Origin of the sequence: Methanosarcina acetivorans C2A (assembly GCF_000007345.1) — an archaeon.
Classification (GTDB): Archaea; Halobacteriota; Methanosarcinia; order Methanosarcinales; family Methanosarcinaceae; genus Methanosarcina; species Methanosarcina acetivorans.
The window spans coordinates 1,962,356-1,984,167 of the sequence record NC_003552.1; the positions used below are offsets into that span (position 1 = coordinate 1,962,356).

Sequence of the window (21,812 nt, forward strand, 5' to 3'; positions counted from 1 at the left end):
CTTAATACTCGATGAGCACATTGATGTCCCCGCTCTTCTTTGATACGTTGACCAGCGTCTCGCACTCGACCTTCCTGAAATTCAGATCTGTCAGTGTGTTGCCGACCTTCACGTTGTTGAACTGCACGTTATCCAGCCACGGAGGAAGATGGGGCTTGTTGATGATTAGCCGGTTATTCAGGGCGTCGGGAGTTATTCCCAGGCTGGCAGTTAGCATAAATGGGATGGTTCCAGACGCCCACGCCTGCGGGCTACAGGCTATCGGGTATTTCACGGGGATGCCATACTCCGAGCGAGTCAGCCCACTGAAGCATTCCGGCAGCCGGTAGTCCTCGAACATCCTGGCCACCTCATATATTCCCGTGAACAATAAGGACATCTCATTGATGAACCCATATTTTTTCAAGCCCATGGCAATGATCGCGTTGTCGTGTGGCCAGACCGTGCCGTTATGGTATCCTAGCGGATTGTACCGTTGCTCCTTTGAAGATAGCGTGCGGATGCCCCATTCGGTGAACATGTCGTCTCTGAAGATCCTGTCGACCAGGTATTTTACATATTTTTGATCGATGATTCCTGTCCACAGGCACTGCGCAGGGTTCGACGATATTACATCGCATACGCCTTCTGCATCAAGAGCCTGGGCAAAAAATTGCCTGTCCTTTATCCAGAACTCCCGGTTGAATCTCTCTTTAAGTTCCACGGCCTCCTTTTCGAGCCTGGCCGCGTCGCTTTCCCGGCCCAGCTGCCTGAACAGTGGCGCAAGGCGTCTTTTTGCCATGTACACGTATCCCTGTACTTCGGCAACGGCGATCGGTTGTTTTGCCAGCGTGCCATCTGAACGGCTGATAGAGTCGGGAGAGTCTTTCCATCCCTGGTTGTAAATGCCCAATGGGGATTTCACCGCGTAGTAAGCAAAGCCATTTCCTTCCATATTGGCATAGACATCGATCCATTCCAGGGCCCGGTCCACGTTGCCTTCCAGCTGCCTGACCAATTCGATGTTCCCCGTCCAGTTCACATATTCGATCAGGAGAATCAGGAACAGGGGCGTGGAGTCGACGGTGCCATAGTATGGCGTATGCGGGATAAGGTTCAGGTTGGCCAGCTCGCCCTGCCTCAGCTCGTGAAGCATTTTACCGGGATCCTGGTCCCTCCAGTCATCTGATCTGTCGCTTTGGAATTTTGCATTCACCAGCAGTGTGCTTTTTGCCAGTTCTGCCTCGAACGGTAATAGCTGGAGCGCCGAGATGATGCTATCCCTCCCGAATAGCGTATCGTACCAGGGTACCCCTGCCGAAAGAAATACTTCTCCGTTGAAGCTCATGCGCATCATGTTCAGGTCGGCAAGAGAGCGCACCAGGATGCTGTTGAAAATGTTGTTGCTGGTCGGTATGTTGTCGCAGTATTCGAGGGCAGCAATGTAGGAGCTCATAATCTGGTTCATTTGCTGATCTGGATTTCTCACTGGTCGCCCCGGTTCCTGGCCGGGCTCAATATCCTCGACGGAGATTTCCAGATTTACCGTCTGTGATCCGCGGGGGTTTATCTTCAGCTCGAATGTGCATTTTTTCCCTTCGACCCTTACGGGCAATGGATCAAATGCGATGATCGTGTTGCGTCGATGCTTGTCCTCTCCCTCGTAGGATAAGTAAAGGTTTTTACCATCAAACCTGGTCGGCAACACTTCTCCAGAGGTCGGAGGGGCGATGCCCCTAACGGTGAACATGTCTGCGAAATCTGCGTCGAATTCAAAAGTAAGGTTCAAGGTCACAGGGAACGTATTGAAGTTCCGGATGGTCTGGCTATGCCGGATGCAGCCGGTTATGACAGTGTCAATGGTGCCGAGGAGCGTTTCTTTGGCGACAGTGGTGCCCGTGCAATCCTTCAGTTCCGGGTTGGTGACCATAAGCGTCGATCTGAAACCTTTCACGTCACTGGACAGAACCCGCGTAGGAGGCATGTCCATGAGTCGCATGAGAAAACCGCTCAGGTACCTGCAGTCATGGTAATAGAGACCATATCCGTAATTTTCTGTAATAGGTATCTCGCCATTCTTTTGCATTACGAGCGTCAGCTCGTCGTCCCGTATGACCATACTGTTGATAATGCTATTGGATAGGGTATGCCTCTTGTATATGTCCCATGCTTCGGGGATTTTCTCTCGTTCAGAAAACTCTAGCATGCAAATTCCTCTCAACATGATAATAATTTTTATATAATGGTGGCAGCCTTCAGGACATTCTCTGCCTTCAGGTCGCTTCTCACAAAAACCGAATGGTCAGACTGGTCACACATCCAAAGCATATGCTTTCAACTGTCATCCACTGTCATTGGCGTAAGCAGAGCTTTTTCCATATGAAATCAATCTCAATAAACGCTTGTTTTTCATAAGATCCAAAAGTTGTACAGATTTTGGAGTAAGTATTCATTCTCACCTATTTTGTGCACTTGCCTGGCTAATAAGTGATGTTGATATCTTCAACTGGCAACTCATTATCGGCAAGTACTGGATACTCCTTGCCGGTCGTGATAACCCACCAGACGATGATTACAGCCGATATGCTTGAATTCGACACAGGGGGAAATACAATTAATCGTATCCAGGAAAGTATTTTTGCTTTGTCTGTTAGTATTCTTACTTTGTCTGTTTATCCGGAACTTTCAGTTTCCTTAAAAAGAAACCATAGCATCTAACATCTGCATCTACCATCTTCTTCATTTTAATTTAGGATTAAAGGTTTTGGGACTAATTCAACCACAAGGTTTGATATGGCTCAAGAGAAACAATTAATTTTTTACATTTTAAACAAACATTTATTTTTCCACGATCAATAAGATTTACCATACCTGTCGTTTTATCTATCTTTTCAACTAAATCATTTGATAATGTAAGAGAAGTCTCTAATTTTTCTCCAGATAAATTATTTACAACAATCACATATTGATCGTCACTATCTATTAGATAGGAAAAAATCTCTTTATTGTCTGATTCTAACCTGGATAATTTTCCTCTTCCTAAAACAGACATCCCTTTTCGCACTTCTATTAAGTTCTTGACTGTTTTATGGATTACATTGTCTTTCTCTGAACTATAGAAGTCACTCTTTAAGATAGGGCCGCGGTTAATATCTCGACTATCAAAAGAACAAAAGTTTGTATTTATTTTATTTAGAACTTCCTTACGCTTATTTCCAGCTTCTTCTCCATAATTTGTGTTATTTTCGGCTCCAATTTCATCTCCATAATAAATTACAGGTATCCCGGGAAGAGAAAGAAGTATAGCAAAAGCGAGACCGATTTTCGCTGGATTTTTGTCCAGGAAATTAGCCATTCTGCCACTAATTCCAAGACCCTTAAAATCTTTACCCTTCGAAAGTAATGCATCATAAATAATTTTTCGGGTACCGGTATCAGCCATCTCAACAGTCAATTCGTCATGTACTCTTAAAAATTGAGCCCATGCAGCGGATTCAGGAATAGAAGGAGTTTCTTCATGCACATTCCAAAAATATTCATTACTTCCTGTAATTAAGCTTGCCCAGATTGCAGGCATATACGGAAAATTATAAGCAACTTGAACCCCATCTGTCCGGGTTAAATTTTCGCCTCCGTAAATATTAAAGACGCGTTCTTTGCTAAAATATTTAAGAACTTCTTTTGGGGGCTCACAGGCTTCAGCGTGAAAAATCGATCTGGGACCTATCGCCTGATTAAATGAACTTAAAATCTTGATTATACAGTGGGTCCCTGGCTGATTTTCAGCATTTGTACCTTTTTCTTTTATAAGAAAAGGAATAGCATCTAATCTAAATATGTCTATACCTTTATTGCTCCAAAAAGCTATTATTTTCTCCAGCACATAGTAAAGAACTTCGGGATTTTCCCAGTTTATATCAAGCTGGAAAGGATAGAATGTGTGATAAAGATAATAATCCTTTCCGCCGATATCGACCTTCCTGTAGTGAGTTTCTTCACTGGCATCAGCAAAAACTATCCTTCTTTCTGATGGAGGGACTCCGTCTTCTTCAAAATATTTAATTATTGTTCCTTTTTGCGAGCGTTCATACTTCGGTGGTTCTTTGCGAAATATGAAATAATCCAGTTTACTGACGTCACCGTTTAAAGCGTCTTGAAACCACTCATGCTGATCCGAAAAATGATTCAATACTAGATCTGCCTGTATTTTAAATCCGTATTTTTTCGCCTCTGCCATAAACTGATCAAACTCAGCAATCCCACCCAGGTCTTCTCTAACTTTTTGAGGGTCTCGGACATCAAAACCTGCGTCACCCATCGGAGAATCCATAAAAGGCAAAATATATAGTGTTGTCACTCCTAAACCTTTAAGATAAGGGAGCATTTCTATTAAATCTTTAAATGTATTAGTAGTATTTTTATTTTTTACACCAAATTGATCTGCATAGAACGTGTACATTATTTCATCTTTATACCAGCTGCAATCTCTTGTGAGATCATCCATTTTTAAAGAAGCTGCACGTTCCGATCTGGCTCTTTCAATAATTTCCAGAATATTTGCAAACATCTCATCTACTCTGTCTTCTCCATAGACCTTTTCCAATGCTGGTTTAATATCTATTTCAAGTTGTTTTAAAGAGGTTGTACATTCTGGTCCGGCTCTTTCAACAATTTCCAGAGTATTTGCAAACATCTCAACTACTTTGTCTTCTCCATAGACTTTTTCCAATAATGGTTCAGAATCTATTTCAAGTTGTTTTGATGTTTCATATACCATTATACACCCTCTCTTGAGATCGGTGCAAAATCAAATAAATCCATGATAATCGCCTCTATTTTTTAATTCTAGTTCTCTAACAATCTTCTTAGGTAGCATAAGACAACAAAAATAATAAAATGACTTTGTTTCTTTATTACGTACTTCTTAATGTATTTATTCATTTTTTTATTATTGTCTAATGTTGGATGCTAATGTTTTTTTAGAAGGTACAATCCTACAATGGGGCAATCATACAAGCCAAAAATAAGCCTGCTAAGAACAGGTCTTAATAAATAAATTTAGTTCCGTAATTGGGACAGATTTATACATTTAAACTAAAATGTTGGCAATAAATTGTTAAAAGTTCAAAAATAATTTCAACCAATCAAGCGTTAAACATCTCTTTCTGAAGGACATTAATACTCTCCAAGAAAAGAAGGAATAAGGTTTAAATTAAAAAATAAACTCTCCGATTATAGTGAAATTTAAAGGACTGCTGATATTCAGATTTTTCAAAATATCATCTGATAAAGATGGACTAACAAAAATAGAGTTAATAAGAACTTAGAGCCTATCCGAAAAGTATTTGGCTTACGATTCATGGTAATGTTTGATAGTGAGAAAACGAAAAACAGGATACGACTACGAGATATCTGATGAATTCTGGACTAAAATAAAAGCTTTACTCCCATTGCCCAAACCTAAAAAGAAGGCTGGAAGACCGCGAGAGAATGATCGGAAAATAATGAACCATTTTCTATCTCCTTCGCACAAGCTGTCAACGGAAAGCGTTGCCACGATGTTACGGAACACCAAGCACCGTATATGATAGATTTCAGGAATGGCAAAGAGCAGGCTTATTTGAGAAAATGTGGCAACTATGACAAAAGCACCATTGGGTGGAGGTGGGACCGGAACGAATCCTACTGATCATGGCAAAAAAGGTACAAAAAGAAGCCTGTTAACTGATTGATGGTAAGGGCATACCACTTTCTGTTGTCGTGGATGGAGCAAATAGCCACGATAAAATGCTTGTAAAAGGGAAGCTTGATGCCATAATAATTGAAAGGCTTGCACATAGAAGAATTCAGAATATCTTCATGGGTAAAGGATATGCTTTTCCTGATATCAGAGAACTGGTTGAAGAGTATGGTTATACTGCCCATATCAGGAGACGTGGAGAAGAAAACATAAGAATAGATATACCAGGTTACAGGGCAAGAAGGTGGGTTGTGGAGAGGACACATTCATGGCTGAACAGATTCAGAAGACTGCTTATTAGATGGGAAAAGAAGATTGAGAATTACCTAGCAATGCTATATTTCGCATGCGTATGGATAACTTTCAGAGCAGCAGGATTTTTCGGATAGGCTCTAAATCGGGAATCCGTTATTGTAGTAAATCTCTTTTTAATAATTTTATATTTATGGAATATAGTGGATTTATTTTTTTGTCAATAAATCTTGGAACTTTAAAACCATTCCATTTCAATTCCAAATCTTTTAAAAAGTCTTTTAGGAAGTCCCAATCAACAATAGTTGCCATCATCTTCAAATCATTATAATGTTTTGTTTTCATGAAATCATTAAGCCTGTTTTCTTCTTTGGCTTGCAAGTATTCTACTGATTTTGTAGCAAACATCCATTCTAAAGGTGCTGCCCTGTAAGAGTGTCCTTTCCATTTGAGTATTTTACTTCTTTTAATGATTGAGTTTGGAAGAGATAAACTGAAGCCCATTCCTAACTTAATCTCTATTGATTCCTTTTTATGTTCATATAATTGTATATCCAATAACCCCTCTTTTGTCTCAAGGTGGATAAAATCAGTTTTTGGAGAGATCAATTTTGAAACGAATGATTTGTTTGCAACAGCAATTTCATTTAATCTTAATACTTGAATATTTCCTATTGCTTCCACAATATTCTTTCTACGATAAAATAACCCTTTTTCAATTGAAATATCCAAATCAATACCTGGTTCTCGGTAGTTTTTTAATAATGGAAGAAAAGACAGGGAGCCTATCACAAGATAATCTTGAGATTTTTCTACAATTTTTTCTAATGATTCGAACAATTTATCAGTTGTCACAATTCTTATAATATATTGCGTTTCTATAAACTTTCCGTAAGGGCTCTAGATTTATTCCACTTAAAACGTATCATGCGCAATCTTTATTTGCTTAATACCTGCTTTTCGGATATAAAGCGCAGTTTTTAATGTAATGTAAAAACTTTTAATATTTGCTATTTTATGCCTAGTTTATTCATTTTTTCAAAGAGTTCTATTTTTTCTTGTTAGCTACATCCCTTAAGTTTAATGCGAAAGGTGTGATTCGAACGCACGAATTCCTACGAAACCAAACTCTGAAAAACATATGGACCTATCTCATCCAAGCCTTTTTGTTTTAAAATTGAAGATATGGAAAAGATGTATATAATGCATAAAAAATGAAAAACAGTCGATTCCACCTTTTGCATATTAATTCCTCCAAAAAAAATTGTTTTATTTTTTGAACTTTCTTTGAAGAAGTTTCTCAGGCATAAAAAAATGAAATACGGACTTATTCCAGTAAATCTAACAGGCAAGATATTTATCACATCGTTTCTATATAAAAAAGACTGTATATAAGTATCAAATTATAATATTTGCTTTTGTGCATAGATTAAAACTGATAAAGTTTGAATGCTCAGATAAAGCGAAAATATTGGGGTAGATTTTGATTCTTTATCCATGCCAGAGAAGAATATGAGAAATGGTAGTATAGATCAGAAATCGCAGGGGAGTGAAAAGCTCTATAGGATGATATTCGATCATAGAATGGATGGTATTATCCTGACCGATCCAAGGGATGATGGGAAAATCCTATCAGCTAATCCAGCAGCTTGCCGTATGCTCGGATGGACGGAAGAAGAGCTTGTTGGCAAAGAATGCGATGCAATTTCAGACCTGCAAGAACCGACGCTATCAGCTTTATTAGATGAACGTACTCACTCTGGATCAGCAAGAGCGCAGCTTACTTACAGGCGCAAGGATGGAACTACATTTCCTGGAGAGGTAAGCACGACATTTTTTATAGATAGCAACGGAGAGCCTCGAACAGTCGCCATCATCCGAGATATCACTGATCGCAAGCAGGCTGTAGAGGCGTTGCTGGAGAGTGAGAACCGATATAAGGCAATATTTGATAATAGTCTTGATGGCATTTTTGTTACAGTTCCAGACGGAACTATTCTTGCAGCCAATCCAGCCGCTTGCCAGATGTTTGGGATGACAGAAGAGGAGCTTATCCGGGCTGGAAGAAACGGTACTGTGGATACGTCTGATCCAAGGCTTAAGTCTGTACTGGATGAAAGAGCCAGAGCTGGCAGGTTCAGGGGAGAACTCAATCACAGGCGGAAAGATGGTACTGTCTTCCCAAGTGAGATATCGAGTGCATTGTTCGAAGATAAGAACGGCCTTACAAAAGTTGTCATGGTCATCAGGGACATCTCTGAGCGAAAGAAGGCTGAAAACACATTGCGTGAGAGCGAGGAAAAACTACGCCTTTTGGGCGATAACCTGCCGGACAGTGCGGTATATCAGTATGCCCATGAGCCCGATGGCAGTGTTCGCTTCCTGTACATCAGCGCAGGCATAGAGCGGCTCAACGGCATTAAAGTATCAGATGTGCTTAGCGATCCGGGCACGCTACACCGGCAAATCCCGCAAACGTATTTCGAACAGCTCGTCGAAGCCGAGGCGCGCAGTGCCCGCGAGCTGTCTGACTTTGACATGGAAATACCTACCCAGCTACCTGATGGCCAGGTGAAGTGGATGCGATTGCACTCCCGTCCTCGCCGGCTACCTGATGGCCGAACGGTATGGGATGGCGTGCAAACTGACATCACTGAGCTTAAACGGGCTGAGGAGATGCTGCGCGAGACTGAATTGAGTTGTAAGATTGCCGAAGCTGTCGAGTCTGAACGGCAGCGGCTCTTTGATGTTCTGGAGACACTGCCGGTAATGATATGCCTGTTAACACTTGACCATCACATTGCCTTTGCCAACCGCAGTTTCCGTGAAAAGTTCGGCGAGTCCGGAGGTCGGCACTGTTATGAACATTGTTTTGGGAGTACACAGCCTTGTAAGTTCTGTGAATCATACAAAGTACTTGAAACCGGTCAGTCCCATCATTGGGAAGTTACCATCCCGGAAGGAAGCGTGATTGATGTCTACAGTTTCCCCTTTACCGATGTTGATGGTTCTCCCATGATCCTCAAGATGGACATTGACGTTACCGAGAGAAAACAAGCAGAAGAGAAACTGCGGGATAGTGAGGAAAAGTACCGAAATATCGTTGAGACAGCAAATGAAATTATACTCATAACTGACAAAGAATCCATAATCACTTACGTTAACAAAAAAATGGTAGACATGCTCGGGTATACTTTGGAAGAATTTGTTGGCAGACCGATATGGAGCTTCATCAGTGAAGAATGTAAACCTGTTGTCAAAATGAACTTGGAAAAGAGGGTGCAGGGAATAAGTGAGAGCTATGAATTAAAATTAATACGTAAAGATGGCTCATCCCTCTGGACATTTCTAAATGCTAAACCTCTTTTTGATAAGGAAGGTAAGTATATAGGCGCTATGAGTATGCTAACAGACATCACCGAGCGCAAAAAAGCTGAAGAAGCTCTCAATATTATCGAAATTGCCCGTAAAAAGGAAATCCATCACAGAATTAAGAATAACCTTCAGGTAATTTCTTCCCTTCTGGACCTCCAGGCTGAACAATTCAAAAACCGGGAGAACATTAAGGATTCGGAAGTTCTGGAAGCTTTCAGGGAAAGCCAGGATAGAGTGATATCCATGGCTCTTATCCATGAAGAATTATACAAAGGTGGAGGGTTTGAGACACTAAACTTTTCGCCGTATATTAAGGAACTTGTTGAGAACCTTTTCCAGACATACAGGCTTGGAGATATTGACATCAGCTTAAACATTGATCTTGAAGAGAATGTTTTCTTTGATATGGATACCGCTGTCCCTTTAGGAATGATTGTTAATGAGCTTGTTTCCAATTCCTTCAAACATGCATTTATAGGGAGAGACAAAGGAGAAATTCGAATCGAACTTTACAGGGAAGAATCCGCAGAATTTGAAAGCGAAAACCGTAAGAGCACCAACTTCATTCTAACCGTTTCAGACAACGGCGTAGGCATTCCTGACAATCTTGATATTGAAGATCTCGGTAGTCTTGGTATGCAACTGGTAGTTTCCCTTATCGATCAAATGAATGGTGAGCTCGAACTGAAAAGGAACAATGGCACAGAATTTACTATGAAATTTACAGTGACGGAAAAAGATAATCTGGCTCGAGTAGGCTTAAAATCACAAGAAAATGGATAAAATTAGTGTGAGAGGTGCGATTCGAACACACGAATTCCTGCGAAACCAAACTCTGAAGTCCACATGGATTCGCATCTACCTTAGCTCTTTTGACTTTAGCTGATAAGCTAGTGAAATGAAGCGCAAATAAAGATTAATTAATATCCTTTTATTTATGTGAAGCATAATTAAAATGAACATAAATTTGCTTTTTTATATTTATATCGGGTTTTTTTAAAACATATAATTAAATTTTTATTATAATACTTTAATATATAATCAAGTTCTAATCTTAATAATCTTAATATTCACTTTAAGACTTTTTATAGGAAATCTATTTATTCTCATGCTCTGACTCTTTTAGAAAATTACTTAGTTCAACTATTTTTCGCCTTTGACGATATCTATTATAATGGAAAGTTTTAAATTTAGTTTAATTATATAATTCTCTTGAATTAAAAATGTCTTTTATTAAAAATGTCTTTTGCTGTGAGCGGGTCAACAATTAGTAGCGATAAGGCATATTGCAACTAAAGAGATGGAGCTATATGGGAAAATGAAAGCGAGAATGAAACACTTTCCTGCGAAAAACCCCAATCCTGTACTTAGTGTTGAAAAGGATGATACTGTTCTTTACTCAAATGAGGCAGCTAAGCCTTTATTAATCGAATGGGGCGTGGAAATCGGAGAAAAACTGCCTTCCTATATCGGAGATATTGTGGAAAGGGTACTTTGCCAGAAAAGATCCGAAAAGATGGATATTAAAGTGGGAAAAAAAGTATACCTGATCACGTTTCAGCCCTTACCCGAAGAAGAATGTGTGAACATTTATGGATTCGACATAAGCGACCAGAAAGTGCTTGAGGAAAAACTTCGGGAGAGTGAGAAGAAATATCGTATCGTAGCAGATAACACCTTCGACTGGGAATTTTGGCTGGGCCCTGATGGCCGTTTCCTGTATATATCACCTTCTTGCGAGCGGGTCACAGGATATACTGTCCGGGAATTCATGGACAACCCTGATCTGCTCCAGGAAATAATACATTCGGACGATCGGCAGGTATTTCTCCAGTATAAGCATGGTGCGTCACCAAGTTGTCATAGTGATATCGAGTTTCGCATTATAACAAAAGATGGCGAAATAAGATGGCTTCACCACCTGTGCCAGCCTATCTACGACGGTAAAGGATGCTACGCTGGAAGCCGGGGCAGCAATCGCGATATCACCGAGCGCAAGCAAGAAGAGCACCGGGTTTGCAGATACAACCGTATTCTTGAGGGTATCAACTGGATCTTCAGCAATGTGGTGCAGGCAAAAACAGAAGAAGAACTGGGGGAAGCATGTCTGTCTGTAGCCCTTGAAGTGACCGGCAGCGAGTTTGGTTTCATTGTTGAAATTGGCGCTGACGGGCTACTGCACGATGTTGCAAAAAGCGAGCTGGCGTGGGAACAGTGTCGTATGTACGACAGGACAGGGCATCTTAATCTCCCGAGAGATTATGTTGTCCATGGTTTATATGGCAGTGTCATAATCAACGAGAAAAGCTTCTTTACCAACGATCCACAGTCACACCCGGACAGCAGAGGCTTGCCGGAAGGACATCCGCCAATCAAATCGTTTCTTGGCGTTCCCCTTGTCCAGGACGGAAAAACGATAGGTTCAATTGCTGTAGCAAACCGTAAAGGTGGTTATAGCTACGAACAACGGGAGGATCTCGAAGCTATCGCGCCGGCAGTGGCGCAAGTCCTGCAGAGGAGAAAGGTTGAACAGGAGAGCAAACTTGCTGAACAAGAATTAAAGGCGAGCGAGTTGCGGTTTAAGGCACTGGTGCAGGATCTGGAATCCGGTGTATTTCTCATTGATGGCGAAGGTAAATTTGCAATATATAATCCTGCATTTCTGCAAATATTCAATATCTCTGAACAGGAACTCGAGCATATGAGGATTCAGGACCTTAGCTGGGATATGTGGGATGTCGTCGATAAGGATGGGAATTCCCTACAGTTTGAGTCTCACCCCATACAGTACGCCAGGATTAATCGCAAGCCGCTAAAGAATCAGGTAATCGGTATACGTCGGTATTCGCACGAAGATTGGGTGTGGACGCTTGCTAACTCCGAGCCTCTGTTAAATCCCGATGGTAGTATTAACATTATAGTTTGTACTTTTACAGACATTACACAACTCAAGAATACAGAAGATGCCCTTAAAATAGCAAATGAAACACTGGAAGAAAAAGTTAAAGAACGTACCGTAGAGCTTGAAAAAGCTTACAGTACATTGAAAGAAAAAGAAGAACTTCTTTCTAACGCTCAAGAAATGGCTCATATTGGAAATTGGGAGCGGAACTTTGTAACTGGTAAATTACATTGGTCTGATGAAGTGTATCGGATTTTTGGACTTAAGCCTCAAGAGTTTGAAGTAAATTATGGCTTATTTTTAAGTTACTTACACCCAGATGATCAAGATTATGTTAATAATGCCGTTAAAGGAGCTTTAAGCGGGAACTCCTTTAGTATTGATTATAGAATAATTCTAGCCAATGGAGAAGAGCGTATAGCCCATTCTAAAGGTGAAACTGTTTTCGATGAGGAAGATAATCCTGTTCGGATTAGAGGGACAACACAAGATATAACAGACCTTAGAATCGTTGAAGAGAAAATTAAGACACTGGCGAATATTGTTGAATCATCATTGGACGCTGTAGGAACTTTATCCCTTGATGACATAATTCTCAGCTGGAATAAAGGAGCAGAGCAGGTTTATGGTTATTCCGCGGAAGAAATTCTAGGAAAGCATGTATCCACTCTGGCTCCATCCCATTTAGATGAAGAAACACTGAAATTAATCGAACTGATTAAACAGGGAGCAAGTATCCGTCAATATGAGACTTCACGATTAGGAAAGGACGGAAAGAAAATATATGTCTCAATAACTCTTTCTCCGGTTTTTGATACTAATGGAAAACTGTCAGCTGTCTCATTCATTTCCAGAGATATAACCGAACGCAAAAAAGCTGAAGAAGCTCTAAGGAATTTTGAGCTTGCCAGTAAGAAGGAATTACATCACAGGATCAAGAACAATCTTCAGGTAATCTCCTCTCTTCTGGATCTTCAGGCTGATTTGTTTAAAGGCAAAAAGACTATCACGGATTCAGAAGTGTTGAAAGCTTTCAACGAAAGCATTGACAGAGTTCTTTCTATTGCTCTTGTACACGAGGAATTGTACAAAGGTAAAAATATTGATTTGCTTAACTTTTCGCAGTATATAAAGGAATTAGCTAATAATCTACTCCTAACATACAGCCTCAAGACCGATGTTAGTTTGAATTTCGATCTGGAAGAGAACTTTTTCTTAGATATGGATACTGCTATTCCATTAGGGATGATTATCAATGAACTGGTTTCAAACTCCTTCAAATATGCATTTCCTGAAAGGGATAAAGGAGAAATCCGAATCAAACTTCGCAGAGAAGAAAAAGGAAAATGCAAAATCAATGGCTGTAAGTATGCCGACTTCGTTCTGACAGTTTCAGATGACGGCACAGGCATTCCTGAAAATCTGAATGTCAAAGATCTTAATAGTCTTGGATTTCAGCTTGTAACTTCTCTTGTAGACCAGTTGGGTGGGGAGTTTGAACTGAAAAGGAACAATGGCACAGAGTTCACTATGGGATTTTCAGTGATAGAAAATGATAAATCTGGCTCAAGTTAACTTTAAACCACAGGAAAATGAGTACAAAAATTTGGAGTTATGAGGCAAAAAAGATTTACGTAGCAGGGGCATAGTTATATCTATAAAAATGAAATTTAGCAACACACAGAGTATGCCTTTTTTTAAGATTTGAATATTGAATTTTGGCACCATTCAAATAATGCACTAAAATACTCGTCAAAATGATACTCCTTTTGATTTTTCAATTCCATAGCTTTAAGCAGAACTTTTTTATCTTCGTCTGGTAATTGAGAAAGCAGCTCTCGTTTTGTCAGTATAAAATTTCCTGTGTTCTGAAAGTGAATGTTCTGCAAAATAAAAAAGACGGATTTATATGTACTTGGAAGCTTCATTATATTTTTTTCTCTTGAATCATGAATATATCGGTGACATAATTCGTGGTACAAATTATTAAGACTCATTTTTATATAAGTTCTTTCATCTTCCACCGTATATGTGGGGACAAACTCTGACAACCTCCCATAATAATCCTTTGTGGTATGAACAAGCTGGCATATTTCACATGGGTTCCAATTTTTGATATCCGATTCTCCGCATATGAAACCGCACGATTTATCGCCATTTCCACATTCGGCAATTATTTCCCGATAAGTCTCCATATCATTAATTGATAATCTATCAAGAATAACCATTACGTCAATATCACTGATTTCGTCGGCCTCTCCTCTAAAATAACTTCCCTGCAATCCGACATATAATAACCGTGAACTGTAATTTTGCTTTAATAAGTCGATCAGCTCTTTAAAATAAGTATCTATTCTAAGCATTCCGGATCCCCCGCTTCTTCATTTCCCAAATATACTTTGTGCGGTTTTCCCTCGTAAAGGTTCATAATCTGCCTACGCAGCTTTGAAGGATACAGAGGCTGAGTATTGAGCGTTTTTATATCCAACCAATCATATCCAATTTGATTTGTGTCACCGTGTAAGGCTGTGTTGGGAATCTCGGCGACATATTCACACAGGAAAACTAAATCCACTCGATGAAACCTCTCACCATGAACACCTTCAACAGCAAAAACCAGTTCTTTCGGAGTAACACTGATTCCCAATTCTTCGGAAACCTCACGACAAGCGGCATCAGGGAGCAGTTCCTCTGTTTCCTGCCCCCCGCCAGGCATGATATACCAAACTTCACCATTCTCCTGCAATTTTATTGCAAGCATCTTACCGTTTTTAATTATCAAAGCTTTTGCAGAATTTCTTATCAATCGACCCATAAGCTGCTCTCCCTATTATATAATAATCTCACTGGCAAAATCACTGGATTTTAAATATGGCTACAATCCTTTGAACATGAAATATTGACCTGTGCCAGAAGAGTTCGAATATTGAGTTTGATCGAAAATTGAATTTTGCTTGGGAATTCAAGATTTTAATCCAAAAATGTAAAAATCACTAGATTTTGGAACTGAGTCGCAGAATCGCTAAAAATATACAATCGTACACTATATCCTCGATTAGCTATCTATTGATATAGTTGATAAACAGCGAAGTTTTGTAACAATGCATTATAAATGATCACAGATTTAAGTTTTGTTTTATAAGGCTCTGTTAATACCCAATAGATCATAAATGCTGGGTATTGTTAATTAAATATAGATAACTTTTTATTTCTGTGTTTCATCAATAGAAGAACAGAGTACTTTAGCATTTCAAGACTCTTCGAATAACACTTTGTCTTTCGTCTCAACCTTGCCAGAAAGTGCCTTAATATGCCGTTATATCCTTCAACTGTATACGTTTCTGCTTTGGATTGAGTATGAATGGTTTCAGGAATAAACTCTGCATATGCCCTCCAGTGATCAGTCATCACTTCTTCAATCTCTTTCTTCTTTAATTTTTCCCAGAGTAGTTGTCCAGTTTTCGTTCCTCTGCTACCAAAAGAGCAGTTGATGAACTTTTTCCCAACTCTATCAACAGCAATCCAGATCCAGCAATATTTTTTTTGTTACCGATGTAAGTGTGCATCTCATCCAGTTCAACAATAGATATCTCATTTTCGCTTTTTAGCTCCTCTATCTCCTGACCAAATTTCTTTATCCATTTTTGGACAGAAACATGACTTACCCCTAAAAATCGTCCTATTGAGCGAAATCCTAATCCTTCAAGATAAAGTTGCAAAGCCTGTCTCTTAACTAAAGGAGAACTAGCAGTTGATTTTAGCTCAACTGAATAGTTATATCCACAATCGTGGCATTTGTAGCGTTGACGTCCACAAACTATACCGTTTTTTGTGTGATTGGAACTTTTGCATCTTGGGCAGTTCATGCAGAAATATAGGTTTTCATAATATGTAGCTATAATTAACTACCAATACCGCAGATATTTTAGTAGCACTTGAAAAAGCAGGCATGAAATTTTTAGAAGCAGGTATAAAAGGCCTACAAACATGTAAAGGCCTACAAACATGTATTAAATTTCCATATCCAGTTGTGAAAAGCTTACAGGCAATTATGAAAGGCTTGCAAGTCTGAAAGGCTTATATATTGTAAGCAGAGGTATGCTGATATGAGTTTTCGAGACAGGGTGACTCTCCGAGATGCAATGAGAGGAATAGTTGAAGCCCCCCTGCTTCCCTTAGTCCCAAAATGCTTCGATTATGTAGGAGACGTTGCAGTAATTTCCATTCCGGAGGAACTTGAGGCTTACAGGGACTCTATTGTTTCAAAGATTCTCTCGATGAGGGGCAATACCCGGGCTGTCCTGAATAAGGTCAGTAAGCTTGAAGGCGAACACAGGGTAGCCCGATTTGAACTTCTCTCCGGGGACTCCGCAGAAACCCTTCACAGGGAAAACGGCTATACATACAGAATGGATATAAGAAAGGTTTTTTTCAATCCCAGGCTCTACTGGGAAAGGGCACGTGTAGCCTCAAAAGTCCTTCCCGGCGAGTCCGTTCTGATCCCTTTTGCAGGCGTAGGCCCTTTTGTGCTCCCTTCCGCAGGAAAAGGGGCAGCTGTCTGTGCAATCGAAATAAATCCTGACGCCTGTGCCTGCCTGAAAGAAAACGTCCGGCTGAACAGGCTTGAAGGACAGGTGACCGTAATCCAGGGAGATGCCGAATATATTCTTAGCCATCCGGATTCTTTGACAAATGAAGGATTTGAGGTTCCGGAAAATGGTTTTGACAGGGCAATTGTGCCGACACCCTATGACATGGACCATTTCCTAGGGGAGGTTTCAGGAAATGTCCGAAAAGAAGGAAAGATCCATTTTTACACTTTCAAAACAGATTCCCAGATCCTGGGCTTAATTGAAGAATACGGGAACATGGGGTTCGAGGTTGAATTTTACAGGCGTTGCGGAAACGTTGCTCCGGGTGTCAGCAGATGGGTTTTTGACCTGCTCAAAAAATAGTCGTGTAAGACTGTAGCTTGTCTGCTTGCCTGCCGTTCGTTATGGTAAAAGAAGTAATTCCCTTAGTCCAGAAACCGTTTTTAGTTCAATTATTATAAAATGCCCCCGCCAGCTTGCTTGGCGGCCCTTCCCAAAGAGCAGAAAAAGAGGCTTAAAAGAGAGAAAATACCATAGATTATGCAGGTTTGATCTGTTCAGTTCTCGTTCTTACTCGTAAGCGCCCTCAGCAGCTTTCATTTTCTGGGTTTTTACACTTTTTGGTTTTTGGGAAAGGCCGCTCTCCTTCGTCGAGCGGAACAAGAACGGTACGATACAGTGAATATGGTTGTATGGGTCAGATTGATCTACAATTTTGCCCCTGTGAGTAAAATTCTCATTTTTTATCGCTTTTCAGCGGTTTTTTCAACCTTCAAACAGACCTTTTCAGTCCTCAAGCCCGAGATGTTTCATAATATGGTGGTATTGTTCAGGGGAAAACCTGGAATAAAAGGCTCTGGTGACAACTTCGCTGAGGGACGGGTGGATGTCCATACTGCGGATAATTGGCTTTGCACTTCTTGAGGGCGCGTACATGAGAGGAATAATCTGGTGGATCAGGATCGAGGCATGGGGTCCAATGATGTGAGCACCCAGAATTGTCTCTTCCAGGCTGTCCAGGATCACTTTTACGAAGTAACCCCTGGCTTCCATAGCAGATCCCTTTGCCGTATCTTCAAAGAGCTTAAAGCCGATAACCACCCTGTTTTCCCCGTACTCCTCAAGAGCTTCCTTTTCTGACATCCCGACCCCTGCAATTTCAGGATAGGAGAAAACGGCGTGTGGTACGGCATGGTAGTCTGCCCTTACTTTTTCCTTCATGATCGCATTGAGATAAACTATTCCGGACTCATAGTTTCCCACATGCTTGAGCAGGTATTTTCCGTTTGCGTCCCCGAAAGCCCAGATATTTGGCTGGGAGGTTTCAAGATATTTATCAACCATAATCCAGCCCTGGCTGTCGATCTTGATTCCTGCCTTTTCGGGGTGTAGAATATCAGTATTCGGAGTTCGGCCTGTTGCAACCAGGATTTCGTCCGCGGTAATTTTTATCTCCTCCCCCGACTTTCTGTCCTTTGCAACAACGGTTTTCTGCCCGTTGCTTTCTTTTCTGACTTCTATTGCCTCGTGGTTTGTAATGATCTTCATATATTCCGACATCTTTATCCTGGCAAGTTCGGAGATTTCGGGTTCTTCCTGGGGGAGAAAATGCGAATTTCTCCCTATGACCGTGACTTCAGCTCCCATGGCTGAAAAAAAGTGCCCGTACTCAGCTCCTATATAACTTCCTCCGAGAATGGCAAGGCTTTTAGGGCGTTCCTCGAGTTCAAGCACGGTATCGCTTGTAAGGTAGCCGGTTTCTTCAAGCCCTTTAACCGGCGGGATTGAAGGTTTTGAGCCCGTGCACAGGAAAATCATCTCGGAGTGAAGGGTTTCTTCTCCAACCCTGAGGGTATACGGGGATATGAATTCGGCGGCTTCGTGATAATAGTCAAGGTAGGTGTCTTCGTTTAGGCCGTCCCTGATCGTATCGATATCCTTCCCTATCCTTCTGCGCATCCGTTCCATTATCATGCGGAAATCGATATCTTTTATCTCAAGCCTAATGCCGAAAAGTGGAGCTGTCCAGATTTCCCTGACAAGCTCCGCAGGATAGAGCAGAAGCTTTGAAGGGATGCACCCTCTGGTAAGGCAGATCCCCCCGGGTTCATCTTTATCTATAACAGCTATTTTCATCTCCGGTTTCGAATCGATGATAGAGTTCACGTAGTTCATCCCTGAACCCGTACCTATCACAATCAGATCGTAATTTTTCATCCTCTTCCCCTCACAGCAAACTTAAAGCAAAATATTAGCCAATAACTGGATTTGTTAACTGCAATAATTATCTGTCTGTTTGCTAATTACCCTTATCCTTAAATAAATGATTCTTATAGCAGAAGAAGACCGAAAAATAGACAAGGATAGCAAAAAAGATAGAAAAAATAGATCGTAAAAATAAATAAAAAAGATCGTAAAAAAGATCGTAAAAAAGATCGTGATAAATATCGTGATAAATATCGTAAAAAATCATAAAAAGGATTGTAAAAATAAATAAAAAAGGACCTGAAATCTATTCAAAAAACATCAGAAAGAAGCCATCCCGGATTGCAGTTAAAGATACTTTATGAGATAAAAAATTAGTAGCAGGTGTCTGTGGAATGAAGTCGCAGACAAAAAAGTTCCTTTGCTCTTTGAATAACCGCCAGAGCTGACATGAAAATATCTCGGAGCGCAAGTAATAAAATACATAAATATTTCCTAATCTTGTTTAATTTTTAAGCATTTGTCGGAAGGGAAAACAACTATCTATTTATAAAGAAAAGCCTATTCTATGTAGCTTTTCAGGAAGAATAAAAAACAAAAGATGTCTTAGAATGAACAGAGCTACCCCCCTCCTTGAAAATGGGAGTTCTTATCATGGAATTCCCGTGATGCATGTATTATATTTCCTGCTTATTCTGATAGCTCCTTTTGCAGGGGTAGATCTCCTTCTCTTCCTATCTTTTGGCCTTTTCCTGGGACTGAGGTTTTCCGGAAAGTTTCTGCCCTGCAGAAGAGACGCAGCCAGTCTTTCTTTTTCCCTTACGCTGATGCTCTTTGTTTCTGCAGTTACTAAAGACCTTCAGTACACATACCCGTATTATATAGTCCTTGCTGCCTTTGCCATTGCAGCAGTCGGAAATCACATTTCCTTTTTTACCGAAAGAGGTTTCATGGCTGATTTAGAGTCTGAAAAGAACAGGAAAAGGCAGAGAAGGTTCTCATTGCTCTGGAGTTCTATTTTTCTCTCTCTCAGGATTATTGCGGCTTTTCTTGCAGCCAGCTGGATCGTCTACTGGCAGGACCTTCCGATCCCATACAGCTTTATCTTTTTCATATCCGTCATCGGAGCAGTTACAGGTTCTCTTTTTGAGTCCATTCCCACCAAGATCGACAGCAATATCCCGGTACCTCTGGGAGCAGGGATGACGATGTGGATTTTTGAGGATTTCAGGTACTGGGTGCCTCCAGAGAAGATGCTCGTAGCCCTTGCCTTCTCCCTTTTCCTCGGGGCGATGGCTTACAGAGCGAAAATTGCTGATGTTTCCGCCCTCCTCAGCGCTGCCCTTCTCGGAGTCCTGATAATCGTATTCAGCGGGCTTCCCTGGTTTTTGCTCCTGCTGACTTTTTTCATTCTGGGAGGCGGGTTTACCAGGTACAAGTACGCATATAAGGAATCAATCGGGATTGCCCAGGCAAAAGACGGAATCCGGAGTTATGAAAACGTCTTCTCAAACAGTACCGCAGCCCTCGTCCTTGCAGTAGCATATGGAGTCTTTCCGGAACAGAGTCTCCCTATAATATATGCCTACATGGGCACTGTTGCAACCGCGACAGGCGACACTCTTGCAAGTGAGATAGGAACCACGGCAAAAGGAAGACCCCGAATGATCACAACCCTCAAACTTTCTGAACCCGGAGCTGACGGAGCTGTCTCCTCCCTTGGCGAACTTGCTGCAATTTTCGGTTCTGCAATCATAGGCGTGCTTGGCTATGTCCTCGGAATATCTGACAATCTCTTGCTTTCAGTCCTTATTACAACAGCAGGAGGCTTTTTCGGGACAAACATTGATAGCCTGCTCGGGGCTACCCTTCAGAAAAGAGGCCTGCTCTCAAACAGTGGAGTAAACTTTGCTGCAACCTTTGCAGGCGCAGGGATTTCAGCCATTATATATCTTCTCGTATCTAGTTTTTAAGTTTAGAAATTTTTTCTGCATTAATTTGGAAATTCCATTGAAATCTGGTTTTTCTCCTGGTTTTCAATCTTTTATGGCCTCAAATTTAGTTTTTGGCTTTTATCTTCTTTTTTCTTCTTTCATCTTCTTCTTTTTTCTTTGCCTTCTTGGGGGGAGACCGCTCTCCTCGTCGAGCGTGAAAAGAATGACACAATACAGCTAATGACATTGTACGGGTCAGAGATATTACAATTTAGTCTGCTTGAGTTGAGCTCACTTCTTCCCATAATAGTCTGCTTGAGCGAAACTCACTTTTCCAATAATAGTCTGCTTGAGCGGAGCTCCCGATTTTTATCTGCAAATTAGTCTGCTTGAGCGAAACTCACTTTTCCAATAATAGTCTGCTTGAGCGGAGCTCCCGATTTTTATCTGCAAATTAGTCTGCTTGAGCAGAGCTCCCGATTTTTATCTGCAAACTAGTACATCGATTCCATATATCCTCAATAAACCATGAATAAAAACAAGTGAACACAAATATTTTCAATTCGTGTTTATTCTTGTCCGCTTGTGGTTTTCTCATAGAAAAAACATTGACCAGTGCTGATTTCAAAGTCCAATTCTTCCCATAATTTGGAATCGATGTACTAGTCTGCTTGAGCGGAGCGAAACAGAGGGCGCACTGCAGAGCCGTAACTCTGCCGAAACAGAGGACGCACTGCAGAGCCGCAACTCTGCCGAAACAGACAGCTTACTCCCGAGGCGCAATTCGGGAAGCACAACTAAGGCAATCCAACTCTGCCAAAAGACACCCATTT

At 40.9% G+C, this 21,812-nt stretch carries 11 protein-coding genes and 1 pseudogene; 5 read left to right on the forward strand and 7 right to left on the reverse strand.

What is annotated here, in order from left to right; all coding sequences use genetic code 11:
• Position 1: 1 nt before the first annotated feature.
• Both MA_RS08510 and MA_RS08515 read right to left on the reverse strand, forming a co-directional pair.
• On the reverse strand, positions 2-2,185 hold the full coding sequence (locus tag MA_RS08510; protein WP_048065174.1) for an amylo-alpha-1,6-glucosidase: 2,184 nt from the start codon (positions 2,183-2,185) through the stop codon (positions 2-4).
• A gap of 564 nt (positions 2,186-2,749) precedes the next feature.
• The gene (locus MA_RS08515; protein ID WP_011021647.1) at positions 2,750-4,756 is read right to left on the reverse strand and encodes an alpha-amylase family glycosyl hydrolase; all 2,007 of its coding nucleotides are present in this window, start codon (positions 4,754-4,756) and stop codon (positions 2,750-2,752) included.
• 598 nt (positions 4,757-5,354) lie between these two features.
• On the opposite strand from MA_RS08515, the pseudogene MA_RS08520 reads away from it, so the two are divergent.
• Positions 5,355-6,108: pseudogene (locus tag MA_RS08520) on the forward strand (IS5 family transposase).
• A 19-nt stretch (positions 6,109-6,127) separates the two neighbouring features.
• Here the strand turns inward: MA_RS08520 and MA_RS08525 are convergent.
• Positions 6,128-6,826 (reverse strand): hypothetical protein, encoded by a 699-nt coding sequence (locus MA_RS08525; RefSeq protein WP_011021648.1) that lies wholly within the window; start codon positions 6,824-6,826, stop codon positions 6,128-6,130.
• Between the two features lie 642 nt (positions 6,827-7,468).
• Here MA_RS08525 and MA_RS08530 point away from each other — a divergent pair.
• Together MA_RS08530 and MA_RS08535 are read left to right on the forward strand one after the other, a co-directional pair.
• Complete coding sequence (locus MA_RS08530; protein ID WP_011021650.1) at positions 7,469-10,129, forward strand: PAS domain S-box protein; 2,661 nt, start codon at positions 7,469-7,471, stop codon at positions 10,127-10,129.
• Positions 10,130-10,664: 535 nt separating this feature from the next.
• Positions 10,665-13,823 (forward strand): PAS domain S-box protein, encoded by a 3,159-nt coding sequence (locus MA_RS08535; protein WP_157860136.1) that lies wholly within the window; start codon positions 10,665-10,667, stop codon positions 13,821-13,823.
• A 122-nt stretch (positions 13,824-13,945) separates the two neighbouring features.
• On the opposite strand, the gene MA_RS08540 is transcribed toward MA_RS08535, so the two are convergent.
• From MA_RS08540 to MA_RS25240, 3 genes are all read right to left on the reverse strand, one after another.
• The gene (locus MA_RS08540) at positions 13,946-14,611 is read right to left on the reverse strand and encodes a nucleotidyltransferase domain-containing protein (RefSeq protein ID WP_011021652.1); all 666 of its coding nucleotides are present in this window, start codon (positions 14,609-14,611) and stop codon (positions 13,946-13,948) included.
• The gene (locus MA_RS08545; protein ID WP_011021653.1) at positions 14,599-15,063 is read right to left on the reverse strand and encodes an NUDIX domain-containing protein; all 465 of its coding nucleotides are present in this window, start codon (positions 15,061-15,063) and stop codon (positions 14,599-14,601) included. The genes MA_RS08540 and MA_RS08545 overlap by 13 nt, the downstream gene beginning before the upstream one ends.
• A 368-nt stretch (positions 15,064-15,431) precedes the next feature.
• Positions 15,432-16,114 (reverse strand): IS1 family transposase gene (locus MA_RS25240; RefSeq protein ID WP_085984837.1). Its coding sequence is split into 2 segments (ribosomal slippage): positions 15,432-15,791 and positions 15,794-16,114, totalling 681 coding nucleotides; the frame shifts between segments, so codons are not numbered across the junction.
• 240 nt (positions 16,115-16,354) lie between these two features.
• Between MA_RS25240 and MA_RS08560 the strand changes: the two genes are divergently transcribed.
• Complete coding sequence (locus tag MA_RS08560; RefSeq protein ID WP_011021656.1) at positions 16,355-17,203, forward strand: class I SAM-dependent methyltransferase; 849 nt, start codon at positions 16,355-16,357, stop codon at positions 17,201-17,203.
• A 423-nt stretch (positions 17,204-17,626) separates the two neighbouring features.
• Here the strand turns inward: MA_RS08560 and MA_RS08565 are convergent, their stop codons facing one another.
• Positions 17,627-19,057, reverse strand: a complete 1,431-nt coding sequence (locus MA_RS08565; protein WP_011021657.1) for a dihydrolipoyl dehydrogenase — start codon at positions 19,055-19,057, stop codon at positions 17,627-17,629.
• A gap of 599 nt (positions 19,058-19,656) precedes the next feature.
• Here MA_RS08565 and MA_RS08570 point away from each other — a divergent pair.
• Entirely contained in the window at positions 19,657-21,018 is a 1,362-nt protein-coding gene (locus tag MA_RS08570; protein WP_011021658.1) for a TIGR00297 family protein, read from the forward strand.
• Positions 21,019-21,812 lie beyond the last annotated feature (794 nt).

What these genes read in the sequence shown, in the direction of transcription:
- MA_RS08510 (WP_048065174.1), bottom strand. Translation starts at nt 2,185, where the DNA reads ATGCTAGAGTTTTCTGAACGAGAGAAAATCCCCGAAGCATGGGACATA.
- MA_RS08515 (WP_011021647.1), bottom strand. Translation starts at nt 4,756, where the DNA reads ATGGTATATGAAACATCAAAACAACTTGAAATAGATTCTGAACCATTA.
- MA_RS08530 (WP_011021650.1), top strand. Translation starts at nt 7,469, where the DNA reads ATGCCAGAGAAGAATATGAGAAATGGTAGTATAGATCAGAAATCGCAG.
- MA_RS08535 (WP_157860136.1), top strand. Translation starts at nt 10,665, where the DNA reads ATGAAAGCGAGAATGAAACACTTTCCTGCGAAAAACCCCAATCCTGTA.
- MA_RS08540 (WP_011021652.1), bottom strand. Translation starts at nt 14,611, where the DNA reads ATGCTTAGAATAGATACTTATTTTAAAGAGCTGATCGACTTATTAAAG.
- MA_RS08545 (WP_011021653.1), bottom strand. Translation starts at nt 15,063, where the DNA reads ATGGGTCGATTGATAAGAAATTCTGCAAAAGCTTTGATAATTAAAAAC.
- MA_RS08560 (WP_011021656.1), top strand. Translation starts at nt 16,355, where the DNA reads ATGAGTTTTCGAGACAGGGTGACTCTCCGAGATGCAATGAGAGGAATA.
- MA_RS08565 (WP_011021657.1), bottom strand. Translation starts at nt 19,057, where the DNA reads ATGAAAAATTACGATCTGATTGTGATAGGTACGGGTTCAGGGATGAAC.
- MA_RS08570 (WP_011021658.1), top strand. Translation starts at nt 19,657, where the DNA reads ATGAACAGAGCTACCCCCCTCCTTGAAAATGGGAGTTCTTATCATGGA.